Raw genomic sequence first — 16,500 nt, forward strand, 5'->3', positions numbered from 1 at the left:
CGCTTGGCCGCTTGGCCGCTTGGCCGCTTGGCCGCTTGGCCGCTTGATGCCCAGTCTCCTGCGACTCGCCCATAAAATCAATTCATGTTATTTATGGATTGGATTCCAAACAGGAATTTAACTCCCCTTTGGGGTCAGACCCCAAAGTTTGCTGAGGGGTCTGACCCCAAGGAATACTTAGGAGATCGCGGCTTGGATACCCAGAGCCTGCAGGCCTTTCTCGCCGTGGCCGATAGCGGCAGCTTCTCCCGGGCCGCGGAGCAGCTGCACCTGACCCAGCCGGCGGTCAGCAAGCGCATCGCGGTGCTCGAGGGCCAGATCGACGCCCGGCTGTTCGACCGCATCGGGCGACGGGTGAGCCTCACCGAGGCCGGCCGGGTGTTGCTGCCCCGGGCGCGGCAGATCCTGGTGATGGTCGACGACAGCCGCCGGGCGCTGGGCAACCTCGAGGGGAGCGTGGCCGGCAGCCTGACGCTGGCCACCAGCCACCATATCGGCCTGCACCGTCTGCCGCCGCTGCTCCAGGCCTATACCCGCGAGCACCCCGAGGTACGCCTCGACTTGCACTTCCTGGATTCCGAGCAGGCCTACCAGGGGGTGCTGGATGGCGAGCTCGAGATCGCCGTGGTGACGCTCGCCCCCCACCCCGACCCACAGCTCCGCGTGGTGCCGGTATGGGTCGACCGGCTGTGCTTCGTCTGTGGCCACGACCACCCCCTCGCCGGCCACGGACGCCTCGCCCTCCAGGAGCTGTGCGCCTTCGACGCGGTGCTGCCCGGCCCGTTGACCTTCACTCGCGGCCTGATCGAGTCGCGCTTCGCCTCGGCCGGGCTGGACCTGCCGGTGGCGCTCTCCACCAACTACCTGGAGACGCTGAAGATGATGACCGCCATCGGCCTGGGCTGGAGCCTGTTGCCGGAGCGCCTGGTGGCCGGTGACCTGCACGAGTTGGACGTCGACCACCCGCCCATCCACCGCCCCCTGGGCTATCTCGTGCATCGCAGCCGCACCCTCTCCAACCCCGCCCGGGCCATGCTCGCCCAGCTCGACGCCGCCCGAGAGCCCGCGGCCAGGGAGTGGGGCTGACAGCTCAGGCCACCGCAACGCAACCCCACCGCCGCTTCGCGCCGGATCGCGAAGGAAGTCGAGGCGTCGAACCGTTCGCTCCCATAGAGAGCCTCGGGACAGCCTCGCGGCAGATTGTTTAGACTGCTCATCATTTACGCCAGGAACCCAATTCAGTGCCTGACAACGCCGCATCGCCGATAACTCCCCGCCATGCCCTGGCCGGTGGCCTGCTCCTGGCCGGTCTGGTCCTGCAGATCGTGCAGTTCACGAACCTGCTCCCGCTGGCGCATGCGGTGGGCTACAGCCTGTGGCTGGCCACGGCGCTGCTGTGGGTCGATATCCCCCGGCGCACCCGGCGCCAGGCAGGAGTCCTCGCCGCGCTTGGCCTGGGGCTGCTGGTGCTGGCGCGCACCTGGCACGGGGCCAGCATCGACTGGCCGGGCATCCTCGACGGCAATACCTATGTGGTCGCCATGCTGGTCGGGGTCAGCTTCATCGGCCTGATCGGCAACCTGCGCGGGCGGTCGCGCCCAGCGGGCAAGGCCCTGACCGGCGCCCGCGGCATGCTGGGCACCTGGCTGGGCGTCCACCTGCTCGGCTCGATCCTCAACCTCTCCACGGTGTTCATGGTCGGCGACCGTCTGGAACGCCGCGGCCCGCTCACCACGCCGCAGCTGCTGGGGCTCAACCGTGGCCTCTCCAGCGCCGCGCTCTGGTCGCCCTTCTTCGCCTCCATGGGCGTGGTGATGACCCTGGCGCCGGCGATGCACTACGCCACGATCCTCGCCTTCGGCCTGCCGCTGGCCCTGGTCTCGGGCATGCTGACGGTCGGCGAGCTGTCGCGTCGCTTCGAGCTGGCCGACACCGCCGGCTTCTCGCTCTTGCCGCGCAGCCTGCTGATGCCGCTGAGCATGGCGACCCTGGTGATGCTGTTCCATTACCTCATCACGCCCACCCTCTCCATCGTCAGCATCATCACCTTCCTGCTGCCGAGCGTGGCGCTGCTCTCCAACCTGCCCCAGGGGCCACGCTGGACGCTGCGTCGGGTCTATCAGCACACCCTTACCCGTCTGCCGGCCATGCGCGGCGAGGTCTCGCTTTTCCTCTGTGCGGGACTGCTGACCCAGGGTCTCTCGAGCTTCATCACCGCCGCCACGGGCAGCACCTGGACGCTCTTTGCCCACTTCGGCCCCCTGGAGGCGGTCACCAGCTTCCTGGCCATCGTCATCAGTGCCGTGGCCGGCCTGCACCCCATCATCGGCGTCTCGGTGCTTGCCTCGATGCTCGACCTGGACGCCGGCCGTCAGACCCTGTTCGCCTTCGTGGCCCTGGCCTCCTGGGCGGTGGGGACCAGCGTCGGCCCCCTCTCGGGCATCAACCTCTCGCTGCAGGGGCGCTACGGCGTCAGCGGCACACAGATGATGCGCCAGAACCTCGGCTATGCGGCGATCATGACGCTGCTGGTAGTGGGGGCCATTCTGGTGATGGAGGCAGGGCTTTAAGGCATTGATGAGGCCGCCCTGTGGGAGCGAACGGTTCGACGCCTCGACGCTTGCGTCGCGATCCGGCGCGCAGCGGCGGTGGGGTTGTCCTGGGCGCCTGGCGGCGCCATCGCGACATGAATGTCGCTCCCACAACACAATGGCGGCACCGCACTACTGTGGGAGCGATCGCTTGCGTCGCGATCCGCCGCGCAGCGGCGGTGGGATTGCTCCCTGTGGTAGGTAACCTCCTCACTCCAAAGGCGCGCGCACGAAGTAGCGATGCCCGCACTGGTGGCAGGGCTCGATGCGGGCCACGCTTTCCAGCTCGACGATGGCATCGCAATGCGCGCAGGCCATGCGCCCGGGGACGGCCATCTCGCCGGCGACATAGTCGGCGCGTGACGCCTCCAGGTCATCCTCGAGCTGCTCCCGTTCGATCACGCTGCGATCGGCGATGGACAGCAGCGACTCCACCACCTTGCGCGACAGCATCGAGAGGTCGATCCCCAACCAGGTGGCGACACTCTCGCCGCCGGCATCAAGGTAGCGACGCAGCTCCTTCAGGTCACGCTCGACCCAGGCGCGCAGCAGTGACAGCTCATCCTTGGTGAACTCCTCCAGCTCGGCCTCGAACTCCACCGCATCGTCGAGCTCCTGCTGCAGGTTCTCCCAGGTCAGCTCGTCGGCCCCATCGCGCAGTCGGTCGAGCATGCGCTCGTAGCCCTCGCGAAGGCGGTGTTCCCGGTGCGGATCCTTGTGCTCACTCATGCTGATCTCCTCGTATCGCGGCAGGGCTTGCTGGCCCGGCAATGCTGCCCCATAGCCGCCGGGCGCCGTGCTGGGGTATCCTAGCGCACAGCCAGTTATGCCATTTAGACGACATCCCGCCGGAAATTCAATGGTTTCGCGCCGCCACAGCGCCAGACCTTGACGCCGGACAAGGGCCGCTGACATGCGCAGCGCCACGCCGCTGCGCTCGACTTTCAAGGTACCCGAAGAGAGCGATGGACGCACAGTACAAGCCCCACGAGACCGAACGCGACGCCCAGCAGTTCTGGGACACCAACCAGTGCTTCAAGGCGGTGGAAGACGCCAGCCGCGAGAAGTTCTACTGCCTGTCGATGTTCCCCTACCCCAGCGGCAAGCTGCACATGGGGCATGTGCGCAACTACACCATCGGCGACGTGGTCTCCCGCTACCAGCGCATGCAGGGCAAGAACGTCATGCAGCCCATGGGCTGGGACGCCTTCGGCATGCCCGCGGAGAACGCCGCGATCCAGAACCGGGTACCGCCGGCCAAGTGGACCTACGACAACATCGACTACATGCGCCGCCAGCTCAAGGCGCTGGGCTTCGCCTACGACTGGAGCCGCGAGTTCGCCACTTGCGACGTCGACTACTACCGCTGGGAGCAGTGGTTCTTCACCAAGCTGGTGGAGAAGGGCCTGGTCTACAAGAAGATGTCCACCGTCAACTGGGATCCGGTCGACCAGACGGTGCTGGCCAACGAGCAGGTCATCGAAGGGCGCGGCTGGCGCTCCGGCGCGCTGGTGGAGCGCAAGGAGATCCCGCTGTGGTTCCTCAAGATCACCGACTACGCCGAGGAGCTGCTGGCCGACCTGGAGCGCATCGACTGGCCCGAGCAGGTCAAGACCATGCAGCGCAACTGGATCGGCAAGTCGCGCGGCGTGGAGATGACGTTCGATATCAAGGCCGCCGATGGCTCACCGGCCGAGCCGCTCGCGGTCTACACCACCCGCCCCGACACCCTGATGGGCGTCACCTACATGGCGGTGGCCGCCGACCATCCGCTGGCCAAGCAAGCCGCCGAGGGTAACGCCGAACTGGCCGATTTCTGCGCCGAGTGCGCCCGCGGCGGCACCTCGGAGGCCGAGCTGGCCACGCGCGAGAAGAAGGGCATGCCCACCGGCCATGTGGCCGTGCATCCCCTCACCGGCCGCGAGGTCCCGGTCTATGTAGCCAACTTCGTGCTGATGGAATTCGGCACCGGGGCCGTGATGGCCGTGCCCGCCCACGACCAGCGCGACTGGGAGTTCGCCACCAAGTATGGCATCCCCATCGAGGCGGTGATCGCCGACGCGGACGGCCAGGTGCCGGACCTCTCCCAGGGCGCCCACGATGACTACGGCGTGCTGATCCACTCCGGCGAGTTCGACGGCCTCGACTTCGAGGAAGCCTTCGAGGCCATTGCCAAACGCCTCGAGGAGCTTGGCCGCGGCGAGGTGAAGACCAACTTCCGCCTGCGCGACTGGGGCGTGGCCCGCCAGCGCTACTGGGGCGCGCCGATCCCGGTCAAGTACGGCCCCGAGGGCCAGACCGTGCCGCTCACCGATGAGGAGCTGCCGGTCGCCCTGCCCATGGAGGTCACCGTCGACGCCACCGGCTCGCCGCTCAAGCGCATGCCGGAGTTCTTCGATCTTGGCGACGGCTGGAGCCGCGAGACCGACACCTTCGACACCTTCATGGAGTCCTCCTGGTACTTCGCTCGCTTCTGCTGCGCCGACAACATGGAGGCGATGCTCGACGAACGGGTCGACTACTGGCTGCCGGTGGACCTGTACATCGGCGGCATCGAGCACGCCATCCTGCACCTGCTCTACGCGCGCTTCTTCACCAAGCTGATGCGCGACCTGGGGCTGGTGAAGGCCGACGAGCCCTTCCAGCGCCTGCTCACCCAGGGCATGGTGATCGCCGAGACCTTCTACCGACCCACCGAGAACGGCGGCAAGGAGTGGTTCAACCCTGCCGACGTGGAGGTCAAGCGCGACGACAAGGGACGCCCGGTCAGTGCCGTACTGGCAAGCGACGGCGAACCGGTGGAGATGGGCGGCATCGAGAAGATGTCCAAGTCCAAGAACAACGGCGTCGACCCGCAATCCATGATCGACCGCTTCGGCGCCGACACCGTGCGCCTGTTCATGATGTTCGCCGCCCCGCCGGAGCAGTCCCTGGAGTGGTCCGACGCCGGCGTCGAAGGCGCCCACCGCTTCCTCAAGCGCCTGTGGCGCCTGGTCAGCGAGCACCTCGCCGCCGGCGAACCCGGCACGCTCGACCTCGCCGCCCTCACCGAGCCCCAGCGAGAGCTGCGCCGCAAGACCCACGAGACCATCAAGAAGGCCGGTGATGACATCGGCCGGCGCACCACCTTCAATACCGCCATCGCCGCGGTGATGGAGCTGACCAACGCCCTCTCCAAGTTCGACGACACTTCGCCCCAGGGGCTGGCCGTGGCGCGTGAAGCGGTGGAAGCCTGCGTGCTGCTGCTCGCCCCGATCACCCCCCACGCCTGTCACACGCTGTGGCATGAGCTGGGCCATGAGGAACCGGCCATCGATGCCCGCTGGCCCGAGGTCGACGAATCGGCCCTGGCGCGCGACAGCATCGAGCTGGTGGTGCAGGTGAACGGCAAGCTGCGCGCGCGCATCGAGGTCGATGCCTCCGCCACCAAGGAGGACATCGAGGCCCAGGCGCTGGCGGCGGAGAATGTGCAGCGCCATACCGAGGGCAAGACCATCCGCAAGGTGATCGTGGTGCCCGGCAAGCTGGTCAACATCGTGGTCGGCTGACCGCCGCACCCTGACGGGGAGTGACCCATGCAGCGCCGAACCCTACTGCAACTCGGCCTCGCCGCCGGCGCCTCCCTGGCGCTGGCCGGCTGCGGCTTTCGCCTGCGCGGCCTCGACCAGCCGCTGGTGGCCATCGACGCCCTGGCCCTGGCGGGCGAGGAGAGCGAACTGGCCCGCCAGGTCGCCCGCCGCCTGGAGCGTGCCGGCACCCGGATCGATGACCAGGCGGCGCAGGTGCTCAACCTGGGAGTGGAAAGCTTCCGCGAGCGACGCCTGAGCGTGCTCGACAGCGGACCCCGCGAGTTGGAGATGACCCTGACGGTGCCCTTCTCGGTGCAGCGCCGCGCCGACGGTGCCTACCTGCTCGACCAGCAACAGCTGGAAGTCAGCGAGCGCCTGACGGTCAACGATGACGAGCTGCTGGCCCAGGACGAGCTGCGCGACGCCACGCGTGAGAGGCTGCGCGACGAAGCCGTGCGCCAGCTGATGGACCGCCTGCGCGCGCTGGGCGAATGATGCAAACGCTTTTAGGGTCAGACCCCAAGGTATTCTTTGGGGTCTGACCCTTAAGCATCCTTTGGGGTCTGACCCCAAAGGGGCAGGCCCGCTCGGCAAGCCCATGTAAAGAGACATCCATGAAAGTCTTCCCCGACAAGCTGCAAGACGCGCTGGCCAAGAAACTCCCCCCGGTGGTGATCGTCGCCGGCGAGGAGCCGCTGCAGCACATGGAGGCCTGCGACGCCGTCCGCGCCGCCGCCCGCCAGGGAGGCGTCGAGGAACGCGAGGTCCTGCACGTGGAGGCCAATTTCGCCTGGGGCCGCCTGACCGAGGCCGCCGCCAGCCTCTCGCTGTTCGCCACGCGCCGGCTCATCGAGGTGCGGCTGGGCAGTGGCAAACCCGGCCAGGAAGGCGCCAAGGTACTGCGTGACTACGCCGAGCACCTCAAGGGAAGTGACGACATCCTGCTGCTCTCCGCCGGCAAGATCGACTATCGCGAGCAGAAGAGCGCCTGGTTCAAGGCCCTGGACAAGGCCGGGCTCTTCGTACCGGTGTGGCCGGTGGACGTCTCGCGGCTGGGCTTCTGGCTGCGCGACCGCGCCTCCCGCCACGGCCTCTCCCTGGACCTCGATGCCGCCCGGCTGCTCGGCGAGCGCACCGAGGGCAACCTGCTCGCCGCCGACCAGGAACTGCAGAAGCTGGCCCTGATGCTGCCCGCCGGCGCCCGCGTCGGCCCCCGGGAAGTTGCCGGCGGCGTGGAGGACAGCGCCCGCTATGACGTCTTCACCCTGATGGACGCCTGCCTCAAGGGCGAGCGCACGCGGGTCACGCGAATCATGGCAGGCCTGCGCGGCGAGGGGGTCGAAGCCCCCATCGTGCTCTGGGCGCTGTCCCGGGAGCTGAGGCTGCTGCTTTCACTCCAGCAGCACCTCGAGCAGGGCCAGAGCCTCGAGCATGCCTGCAAGGCCCAGAAGCCGCCGATCTTCGAGAAGCGCCGCCCCGCCTACCAGCAGGCCATCGCCCGGCTCCCCCTGAAGCGGCTGCACAAGCTGCTGCTCTTCGCCCAGCGCCTGGACCTGGCGATCAAGGGCGGCAGCAGCGTGCCGCTGTGGGACGGCCTGCATGACCTGGCACTGACCCTGGCCGGCGGCCGCGGCCTGCTGGCCGAACTGCCCTCCTCCTACCGCATCGGCTGACCCCAAAGGGCCTCGGCCGATTCCCCTCCCACAAGGGCATGAAATCTCACATCATTCCGTCCTATACTGGGCGAGCATCGCGTGGTTTCGCCGAACTGCATGGAGGCAGCACCGGCGAAGCCTGGAGCCGGAAGCCCAACCCAAGAAGAAGGAACACCGACATGATGAAGAAGCTCTGCCGTTACCTCAGCCCGCTGCTGATTGCCGCCCTGGTGCTGGGCAGCCTGCCGGTGGCCGCCGCGCCGGCGAATCCAGGCAGCGGCCTGGTCACCACCCAGGACGCCCTGAGTGTCGAGCGTGCCCAGGGGGATCGGGAGCGGATCCACGAGATCCTCGCGCGTGACGATGTGCAGGATCAGCTCGTCGCCCAGGGCGTCGACCCCGCCGAAGTGGAAGCCCGCGTGGCCGCCCTCTCCGACGCGGAAGCCGCCCAGATGGCCGACCAGCTCGAGCAGCTGCCGGCCGGTGCCAGCGTGGTCGGTGCCCTGTTCGCCGTCTTCGTGATCCTGCTGGTCACCGACATCCTCGGCCTGACCAACGTCTTCCCCTTTACCCGCTGAGCACGAACCCCATGATGCACTGCCGTGACAGGCAGCCGCATACCAGGAACGCCCGCGCCGCGGGCGTTCTTGCGTTGGTGCTGCTGCTCCTGACCCTGGCGGGCTGCGCCGCTACCCCGCAACTCGCCGAGACCACCGAGCGCGAACTGCCCCGCAAGGCGCTGCTCGAGGATACCCCCTTCCACGGCCAGCGCGACTACCAGTGCGGCCCCGCTTCGCTTGCCATGGTGCTCAACGCCTCCGGCGTACCCGTGGAGGTCGACACCCTGATTCCCCAGGTCTTCTTGCCCGGTCGCGAAGGCAGCGTCCAGCCCGAGATGCTGGGCACCGTGCGTCGCCACGGCCGCATCCCGTTCCGCATCGACGGCAACCTCGACGCCCTGCTCACCGAGATCGACGCCGGCCATCCGGTGGTGGTGATGCAGAACCTCTCCCTGCCCGCCTGGCCGGTCTGGCACTACGCCGTGGCCATCGGCTTCGACCTGGAGGAGGAGACGCTGATCCTGCACAGCGGCATGGAACCGGAGCGCATCGAGTCCTTCAAGCGCTTCGATGCCACCTGGGCCCGCAGCGATCGTTGGGCCTTCGTCGCCCTGCCGCCGGGCGAGCTTCCCGCCACCACCGACGCCCAGGCCGCCCTGGACGCCATCGCCGACTTCGAGCGTGTGCAGGGAGCCAAGGCCGCCCTGCCCGCCTGGGAGGCGCTGGTTGGCCGGCACCCGGGAGCGGCCATGGGCCACTTCGCGCTCGGCAACGCCCGTCACGCCAGCGGCGATAGCCAAGGCGCCATCGAGGCCTTCGAGGACGCCGTAAAAGCGGACCCCGAGCTTGCCGTCGCCTGGCTCAACCTGGGGCTGCTGCACCGAGAGCGGGGTGAAGGCGATCAGGCGCGCGAGGCCCTGAAGCGAGCCGCCGCCCTCCCAGGCCCCTGGCAGGAGCAGGCTCGAGAAGCCCTGAACGCGCCATAAAGAGAGCGGCCTACCGCACATTACTTGGCTTATGGTCGTCGATGAGAGCGAGAGCTAGCGGGCGGAGCCCAGTGAAAACAGACCGCGCAAGCTACCCGGTTGCCTTTCCGCATCGGCTGCTTATCACGGCAATGGGGCCCTTCCCCCCGGGTCCGCAGCACCCCGTCGGCGAAGGGCCCCACCGCTTTCAGGGTTGTCTCGGCTATCTGCCACACCCCCCCCTTAGCTGCTGAGGGAGTGGCAACGTCCGAGCCCTCGCCCCCTGAAGCTGACGCTAGAACGGACTCCATTCCCACCCCCAGTCTTGCGCTTTCGGCTTCATCTTCGGCTTGGGGTCAGTTAGCCACATTTGAGCCGGTAGAGGGGTCAGCAAGGACGAGCTGGCCTGTATCCCGATTGCCTTGTCGTCACTCGTCAACCGGGCCTGGGTCTGAATCTCGTTGATCATCGGCGACAACCGTAGCACTACGGCCTGTACCCCGGAGGTGAAATCACCGACAGAGCCTGTGCCAAGCTGGACATCACCCATGGTGCCATGCCACTCCATTGCACTCATCGGGCTCTCGCTTTCGAAATCGATCCACGGTGTCCAGCTGGAGTTCTGGGACGGCGGCTGACTGAGCCAGATACCGAAGCTAAGGCCACGATATACGATCTGCCCCTTCACCGTCTGGGCATCACTTTGTGTGCGATTGCGCAACTCAAACTTGATCGACTTAGCTTTCAACAACTCTTTAGGGAGGTCCATCGGCGACATGCCGAATAGCTTCTCTAGTGAATCATTGTGCTGAAACTGGAGCCGCAACTGCCACTTGGTGAATCTATCCCCGCCAGGATCGCGCACCGGCACTTGCGGACGCTTGATCACAGGCACCGGGGTAAACGCTTCATACGCCACCACGACACTTCGTTCAGCCGGATCTTCCAGCGGCCCCTCGGCATCGATCGGGTCAGTTTCCCCCACCCCGGTCACCTCGAGGATACGATGGTCCGGGATCCCGATGATATCCACCAGATGATCGCGAACCGATTGTGCCCGCTGCTCAGACAGGGTCTGGTTGCTGCTGGTGCTGCCGGTCTCGCTGGTGTGACCCTCAATCAAGCGGATCCGGCCCTCGTCGCCCAGGTTGGGCGCCAGCTGGTTACCTAGATAATCCTTGTGCGCTTGTGTCAGGTCGCTGGAGCCCACGCCGAAATCGGCCAGAAGGATCCTGCCACGCGCCCACTCTTCGCCGACCTCGACGTTGAGCTCTTTCACCGCGGGAAAATCACGGCTTGGCTGCGGATTTTCATCGGCATTGTGCAGGCGGGCCGAACTGCGCTGATACTGCTCTTCACTGATGGCACCCTTCGAGCGCGCATCATCGAGGTTTTGCTGATGATCGCGGTTTTGCACCGGATCCGATTGGCGATGAGCCTGGTTGGCCTGGTCTTCCGCCATCTGGCGCGCCTGTGCCAGTCGTTGTTGCGCGGCCCGGCTGGCTTCTGCCTGATCCGCTGAAGAGGCATTCTGCGCATCCGACGCCGCCTGCTGTTCGGCCTGCCCCAGCAAGCTGGTCAGCGCCTGCAGGCTGGAACGTTGGGCCGCCCCGGATTCCTGCATGGCCCGACTGGCCAGCTGCCGGGCGGCATCGACAGTCTCGCTGCCGAGCGACATATCACGGAATATGCCACCGGTCGACAAGGCATTAAGCATAGCGGATAGACCGCTCGGGGCCGGGGCCGGCGGGGCGCTCTGAATATTGATCGAGGAAGCGGGCACGGAAGCGCCTTGCGGAACGATATCCCGCGCCCGACTGCCGGGGGATACGCCGGAGATATCCGGGGCCGACCCCTGGCACTGTTGCGAAGGATCGATCATGCGGTCGACATCGCGCACCTCGGTGGCATTGCATTTAGACAGCAGGGTCTCAGCGTAAACGCCCCGTGTGGGCAGGCTGATCAGTTTTTGCGTCCGCATCTCGTCCAGTGTCAGGTAGGACGCGGCGGCAATGCTCTCCTCAGCTTGCAGGCGCTGACCCTGCACTTGAAGCGGGAACGCCACCAGATTGCCCATGATCCCCACGGCGCGATTTTCGATCAGCTGCAACAGGGGGACATTCTGAACACCGCTACTGCCATCATCATAAGGGTAGCTGAAGTGTTCGAGGCGCAAGGCACGACGATCAGGATCCTCACCCAACCAGAGTGCACGCAAATAGGCCATGCGATTGGATTTTATATGCTGCGCCAATTCCTCGAGGGCACTGTAATCCTGGTAACGACGTGTACGGGTCTGGATGATATCCGGACGCACCGGGTTGAGACCGTCGATGGCATAGGCAGGATTGTCGCCTTTCAGGGTTTCACTCAAGCCCACTTCATCGATCAGTTCGATACTGCGTTGCCGGGGAAGTACGTCACTGGGATCCGTATGGGCGGTGACCCGCAGTCGCGTCATGGTGTATTTCTGCACCTCGGTGACACGCTCCTGGAACGGTGTATCATCGCTCCCGCCAAAGAATTCAGCCACCTCTCTCGCGACATCTCCGACACTATCAATGGTCTTACCGACCCCCACCATTTCGGATTCCACGGCCTTCTTCGGTGAGAACATCACCTCGATGCCGCTAATGGTAGCGATCGGGACCGGCTGTGAGGTAAACACACTGACCGCCGAGGCCTCACGCGCATCATCGTGCTGCAGCGTCACGGTTTGGCCTTCGCTGGTATGCACCAAGAGTGACACCCCCGCGCGCCACGGCTCACGCAACTCGACCGTCCAGCGTGAAACGGTGATTTCAGGACGTGTCTCCTCATAGATTTCCGGCGTATGCACCAGGCGGTACAAGGCATCGAGACCGGCTTGATATTGCGAGGGCACCAGCTCCCGCAGGCGATCAGAATAGCGGTCTATCCAGCTTATCAGCGAAGATTGTGCGAAACTCTGGACCCAGCTCAATCCCCCCGTGGAGTTGTTGATTACCTGCCGCACGATTCTTTGGACATTCTGGCGGTTGATGGTATCGTCCGAATAGGTGCCATCGGGATCGACGTCGGTTCCTAACCAGTAATCCTTCACCGAGACCCCGCCGTCTTCAGCGACATTGACCTCATGCGAGGCGAATCCCGCTTCACGAACCAGAGCATTCTCGACCTTCTGGGTGTATCGAACCCAAGCGTCATAGCCGATCATATCGGCATGCTCGGCGACTTCGTTCGGCGTCGACAGTGCTTCCAGACCACGTGCCATCGCTTCATCGACTGCGCGCATCATGTAGATCGAGCGATCGATATTGGTCCCGTTATTCTCGTTGTAAACCGTCAACCCCCAATGCGCGCTGGTCATCTTGCTGACCACCTCAGCACCGCTATCACTCAAGCGCACTTGCAATTTACGCATCGCTGACAACGGATCGAAACTGCTGAATCCGGGGATGTCACCCCATAGCGATGTCGGCACTTCATAGGGGATCAGTAGTACATCAACCTGATCCACCAGCTCGGTTTGCACATTATAATGCTCAAGCACTTGAAAGTACTCGACCGTCATCGCATGATTGCGGTTATGATTGCGCACTATGCGCGTGCGAATATCCTCGGTTTCGGTCTGCTGGCTCTGAGTTACCACCATCGAACGCTGCGAACGGACCCGCGTGCTGCGCTGCTCGACGCTATCCATCAGGCTCTGCAGGGTGTTCGCCGTGATCTCGCGGTGGCCACTGCTGAAGCTTCGCGAACTGGCGGCACTACCGCCAAGGCTAAACCCGACAGAACCGAGGACCCCCTTGGCGATACCGGCCAGACCACCAGTGATGCCACCACCCCCTTGCACGCTGCTGCTTCTGCCACGCTGCACCTCATCGACCGTACCCTCGACAATTTCCTCAATGGCACGATCCCGGTGCATGTCATGCTGGAGGCTTTCGCGAGCCGTCGCTCGCTCACTGCGACGAGCGCGTTCCTCTCTTGACCATTCGATCATGGCGATCTTGGTCTCTTCACAAGGCGCCAATGCCAGCGAGTACAACAGCCGGCCCAGGCCATGTCCTACCCGGGTCCAGGATTGCTTGTAGACGTTCAGGCGGCCAAGGGTTGGCGATGATGGCTGACTGACACTCTTTTCGTTCGCCGTCGACCAGTCATAGGATATCGGACCGGTGATAGGCTGACGCTCCTGAACCATCTCTTCGAGTGCGACCCGCTGGCCCAGCTCCGGCTCTCCCACGCGGACGATCTGGTTGAAGTAGAACTGGCGTGTCTCGACGCTGGCCGTGAAATCCAGCGCGCAATTGCCATCCTTGTTGATCACTTGCGGGCTGAACAGTTCTGGAGCGTTCGCGACATCGGCCGTATCCGGCGGCGTGAGGAAGGCGCCGCTTTCCAATCGACCTTCAGGTATCCAACGATCAACTTTATCGGCGACAGTGATCACTCGACCCTGGCTCAAATCGCCGATGCTGGCATCGAACACATGACTGGCGTCATCTCGTGGCTTACCGTCGACCGTCGGAGTGACCGCGATGCGGGTATCGTCAGTAGCTTCATCGAGCAGGTCGGTGCTGATGTAGCCACTGGGCCCGGCCGTAACGATGCGTTCGCTGACGGTCTCCCCTGATTTCATTACTCTCAACCGCATGCGCGCCCCTGGCTGGGGCTTCCCCGATCCATCCTGAATCCGCAACCGGACCTTGCCGATGGACCGAACCGCCTGCAGCTGGCCGCCATCGTCGTAGCGGTAAGTCAACGGCCGCTCGTACTTGCTGCGGCGCAAAGCCAGGCGGGCATTGGGCGCGAAAATCGACGGACCTACAGCGCTCAGATCGATCTCATGAGGTTTGACGTTACGAGAGTTGGGATCATTGACCATTGGAGCCCCCGCGAAGATCTGGTGCTACGGTAAGCTGACAAATCTGGTTATTGTCTGGTTAAATTCTCAAAACTAGCGAATTACTATGGAGTGTAGTAGTTCACTCGCTTGCATCAACCACGTCATTATCCAGGGATCCATATACGAACGGGCATCAACGCTTGTCGATGATCAGGCGTTGTGCTACAGGGTTGCTGCGACCAGGCGCCCAGGACGCTCCGGCAGTTGCCTGAGGGGAAGGATACGGAGAGACTAGACTACAGATTGCCGGCAAGGATCGCTCGCCATGACCTACGACATCGTCTTCAAGCGCATCTACCAGCCGATGGAGGCCGAGGATGGCGCCCGGGTGCTGGTCGACCGCCTCTGGCCGCGCGGCAAGCGCCGCGAGAGCCTGGCGTTGACCGACTGGTACCGCGATGCCTCTCCCTCACCCGCGCTACGCCGCCAGTACCACCTGGGCGAGATCAACGAGGAAGTGTTTTCCGCCCGCTACCGGGGAGAGCTGCGGGATGCGCCGGAGAGTTTGATTCCGCTGATGCGCCACGCCCGAGAGGGCCGGCTAACGCTGCTCTCGGCAGCCCGCGACCTGGAGGACACACACCTGCCGCTGCTGCGCGAGGCTATCTTGCAGGCGCTTCATGACGAAGACGCCGAGGACCGAGAACTGGCCTCGCCCCCCTGCTACCGTGGCATGCTGAATGACGAATGACGCCACAGGAACAGGCCCTCATCATCCCCTCAGGCAGCTTCATGCAACCGGGAGCGCGGCAGTGTCTGCTCGCAATCGACACAGTAATAAAACCGCTCCAGATGGAGCAGACGCTGCCACCATTGCCGCCTGAGCTTATAGACACCTAAGCCGTGACAGTGAGGACACTGTAGTTTCATGGAATCTCCTTAGGCCGGCCGCCTCGACACCCCTGGAAGTCACGACTTCACCATTGAAGCGTTACGCCAAAAAGTATTATCGGCTCGACGGCGTGAACGCAATCCGCACCACGTCTCATTTCCATCATCCCTGATCATGGTGAATCGTCATGTTTCATTGTGGATGACGCCCTAGAGGGGCATGCCGATAGAGGCTCCAGAGCACCACCAACCAGCCGCTATATACCGCCACGCCGACAGGATAGGCCAAAAAACTATAGGTAAGACCGAAATCGAGAAAGGTCACGGGCAGCAACAATCCCGCCACCGCCAAGGCGCGATGCGAGGTATCGGGATGATTCAAACCGCCGCGAAACAGCCACAGCGGCAGCAGGTAGAGGCCCAACAGCGCGAGCAGGCCCGGCAACCCACGCTTGGCCCAGGCGTTGAGCAGATCATTGTGGGCATGAGCGTGTGCCAACACTGCCCGGTCGAGCTCACCGGCCTCCACCCGCGAGCGCATTCCCTCCATGTAACCCGCCTTACCGTGCCCCATCAGCGGCCGCTCGACGATCAGCCCCACCGCCCCTTGCCACATCTCCAGGCGCGTCGTCACCGAGCCTGTCTTGGCCCGCTCACCCGCCAGATAATGCTCAACCTCGGCAACCGCCAGACTCACGCGATGCTGTACCCCGGTCTGGGGTAACACATAGAGGCCGGCCAGCAGGCCCCCCGCTCCCACCCACCAGAGGGCGGCCTGCCTCCGAGGGAGCCAACGACCATAGCCCCGCTGAAACACCAGCAGGATCAGCGGCAGGGCGACCCAACCACCCCGCGTACCGGAGAGCACCGAAGCCGCTACCCCGCCCAGGGCGCCCAGCCCCAGCACCACCAGCCAGCCATACCGCCGGGGGGCGTTGAGCGCCCAGCCGATACCCGCCAGGCAGAGCACGCCGGCCAGCAGGCTGAGGTTGCCAAACAGGATGGCATGCAGTGGTTCGTGGCCACTGGCCCGGCTCACGCCATTCAGCGTCTGCCACAAGGCCCAGCCGCCCGTTGTCATCCCCGCCAGCGCAAGGCCGGCCCACAGCCAGATCAACGAAGGCAGCCAGGCATGGAGGGCGGGCAACACCAACAGCGCCAGCACTACCGGCAGCAGCAGCGGCAGCAGCTGGGCGGCCTCGCCGTGATAGGCCGCGATGGCCAGCTGAGAGGCGCCGAACAGCAGCAGCATCAGCGCCAGCCCCCAGCCCCGGCGACCCAGAGGGCGAACCCTCATCCAGCCGGGGACCAACCGGCCCAACAGGGCCAGCAGCCCGAGCAGCCCCAGCCACAGGGGGCCCCACCAATAGCCGCCAGGCAGCAGCACCGGCAAGGCCATGGTCGCCACGATCCCGGCGGCCGTCAGGCCCCGCATCAA

At 64.9% G+C, this 16,500-nt stretch carries 11 protein-coding genes; 8 read left to right on the plus strand and 3 right to left on the minus strand.

Features of this window, described 5'->3' with window-relative positions; genetic code table 11:
- Positions 1-192 precede the first annotated feature (192 nt).
- Both M8009_RS03735 and M8009_RS03740 read left to right on the plus strand, forming a co-directional pair.
- Entirely contained in the window at positions 193-1,086 is an 894-nt protein-coding gene (locus tag M8009_RS03735; RefSeq protein WP_250059408.1) for a LysR family transcriptional regulator, read from the plus strand.
- Positions 1,087-1,241: 155 nt separating this feature from the next.
- The gene (locus tag M8009_RS03740) at positions 1,242-2,570 is read left to right on the plus strand and encodes a hypothetical protein (protein WP_250059409.1); all 1,329 of its coding nucleotides are present in this window, start codon (positions 1,242-1,244) and stop codon (positions 2,568-2,570) included.
- Between the two features lie 231 nt (positions 2,571-2,801).
- Here M8009_RS03740 and M8009_RS03745 read toward each other — a convergent pair whose 3' ends face one another.
- The gene (locus tag M8009_RS03745) at positions 2,802-3,320 is read right to left on the minus strand and encodes a zinc ribbon-containing protein (RefSeq protein WP_250059410.1); all 519 of its coding nucleotides are present in this window, start codon (positions 3,318-3,320) and stop codon (positions 2,802-2,804) included.
- Between the two features lie 236 nt (positions 3,321-3,556).
- On the opposite strand from M8009_RS03745, the gene leuS reads away from it, so the two are divergent.
- The 5 genes from leuS to M8009_RS03770 all read left to right on the plus strand — a co-directional run bounded on the left by leuS (position 3,557) and on the right by M8009_RS03770 (position 9,361).
- On the plus strand, positions 3,557-6,139 hold the full coding sequence (gene leuS, locus M8009_RS03750) for a leucine--tRNA ligase (RefSeq protein WP_250059411.1): 2,583 nt from the start codon (positions 3,557-3,559) through the stop codon (positions 6,137-6,139).
- Positions 6,140-6,166: 27 nt separating this feature from the next.
- Positions 6,167-6,655: an LPS-assembly lipoprotein LptE gene (locus M8009_RS03755; protein ID WP_250059412.1), complete on the plus strand. Its 489-nt coding sequence runs from the start codon at positions 6,167-6,169 to the stop codon at positions 6,653-6,655.
- 119 nt (positions 6,656-6,774) lie between these two features.
- Positions 6,775-7,833, plus strand: coding sequence for a DNA polymerase III subunit delta (gene holA, locus M8009_RS03760; RefSeq protein WP_250059413.1), 1,059 nt, complete (start codon positions 6,775-6,777; stop codon positions 7,831-7,833).
- Between the two features lie 164 nt (positions 7,834-7,997).
- On the plus strand, positions 7,998-8,393 hold the full coding sequence (locus M8009_RS03765) for a PA2779 family protein (protein WP_250059488.1): 396 nt from the start codon (positions 7,998-8,000) through the stop codon (positions 8,391-8,393).
- An 11-nt stretch (positions 8,394-8,404) separates the two neighbouring features.
- A complete protein-coding gene (locus M8009_RS03770) occupies positions 8,405-9,361 on the plus strand; it encodes a PA2778 family cysteine peptidase (RefSeq protein WP_250059414.1) in 957 nt (318 codons plus the stop codon).
- 274 nt (positions 9,362-9,635) lie between these two features.
- Here M8009_RS03770 and M8009_RS03775 read toward each other — a convergent pair whose 3' ends face one another.
- Positions 9,636-14,210 carry an OmpA family protein gene (locus M8009_RS03775; protein ID WP_250059415.1) on the minus strand — a complete coding sequence of 1,525 codons (4,575 nt, stop codon included), beginning with the start codon at positions 14,208-14,210 and terminating at the stop codon, positions 9,636-9,638.
- A gap of 286 nt (positions 14,211-14,496) precedes the next feature.
- On the opposite strand from M8009_RS03775, the gene M8009_RS03780 reads away from it, so the two are divergent.
- Positions 14,497-14,922: a DUF488 domain-containing protein gene (locus M8009_RS03780; protein WP_250059416.1), complete on the plus strand. Its 426-nt coding sequence runs from the start codon at positions 14,497-14,499 to the stop codon at positions 14,920-14,922.
- 333 nt (positions 14,923-15,255) lie between these two features.
- On the opposite strand, the gene M8009_RS03785 is transcribed toward M8009_RS03780, so the two are convergent.
- Positions 15,256-16,497 carry an O-antigen ligase family protein gene (locus tag M8009_RS03785; RefSeq protein ID WP_250059417.1) on the minus strand — a complete coding sequence of 414 codons (1,242 nt, stop codon included), beginning with the start codon at positions 16,495-16,497 and terminating at the stop codon, positions 15,256-15,258.
- Between the last annotated feature and the right edge of the window lie 3 nt (positions 16,498-16,500).

This window comes from Halomonas gemina, assembly GCF_023554995.1.
Lineage (GTDB): Bacteria > Pseudomonadota > Gammaproteobacteria > Pseudomonadales > Halomonadaceae > Halomonas > Halomonas gemina.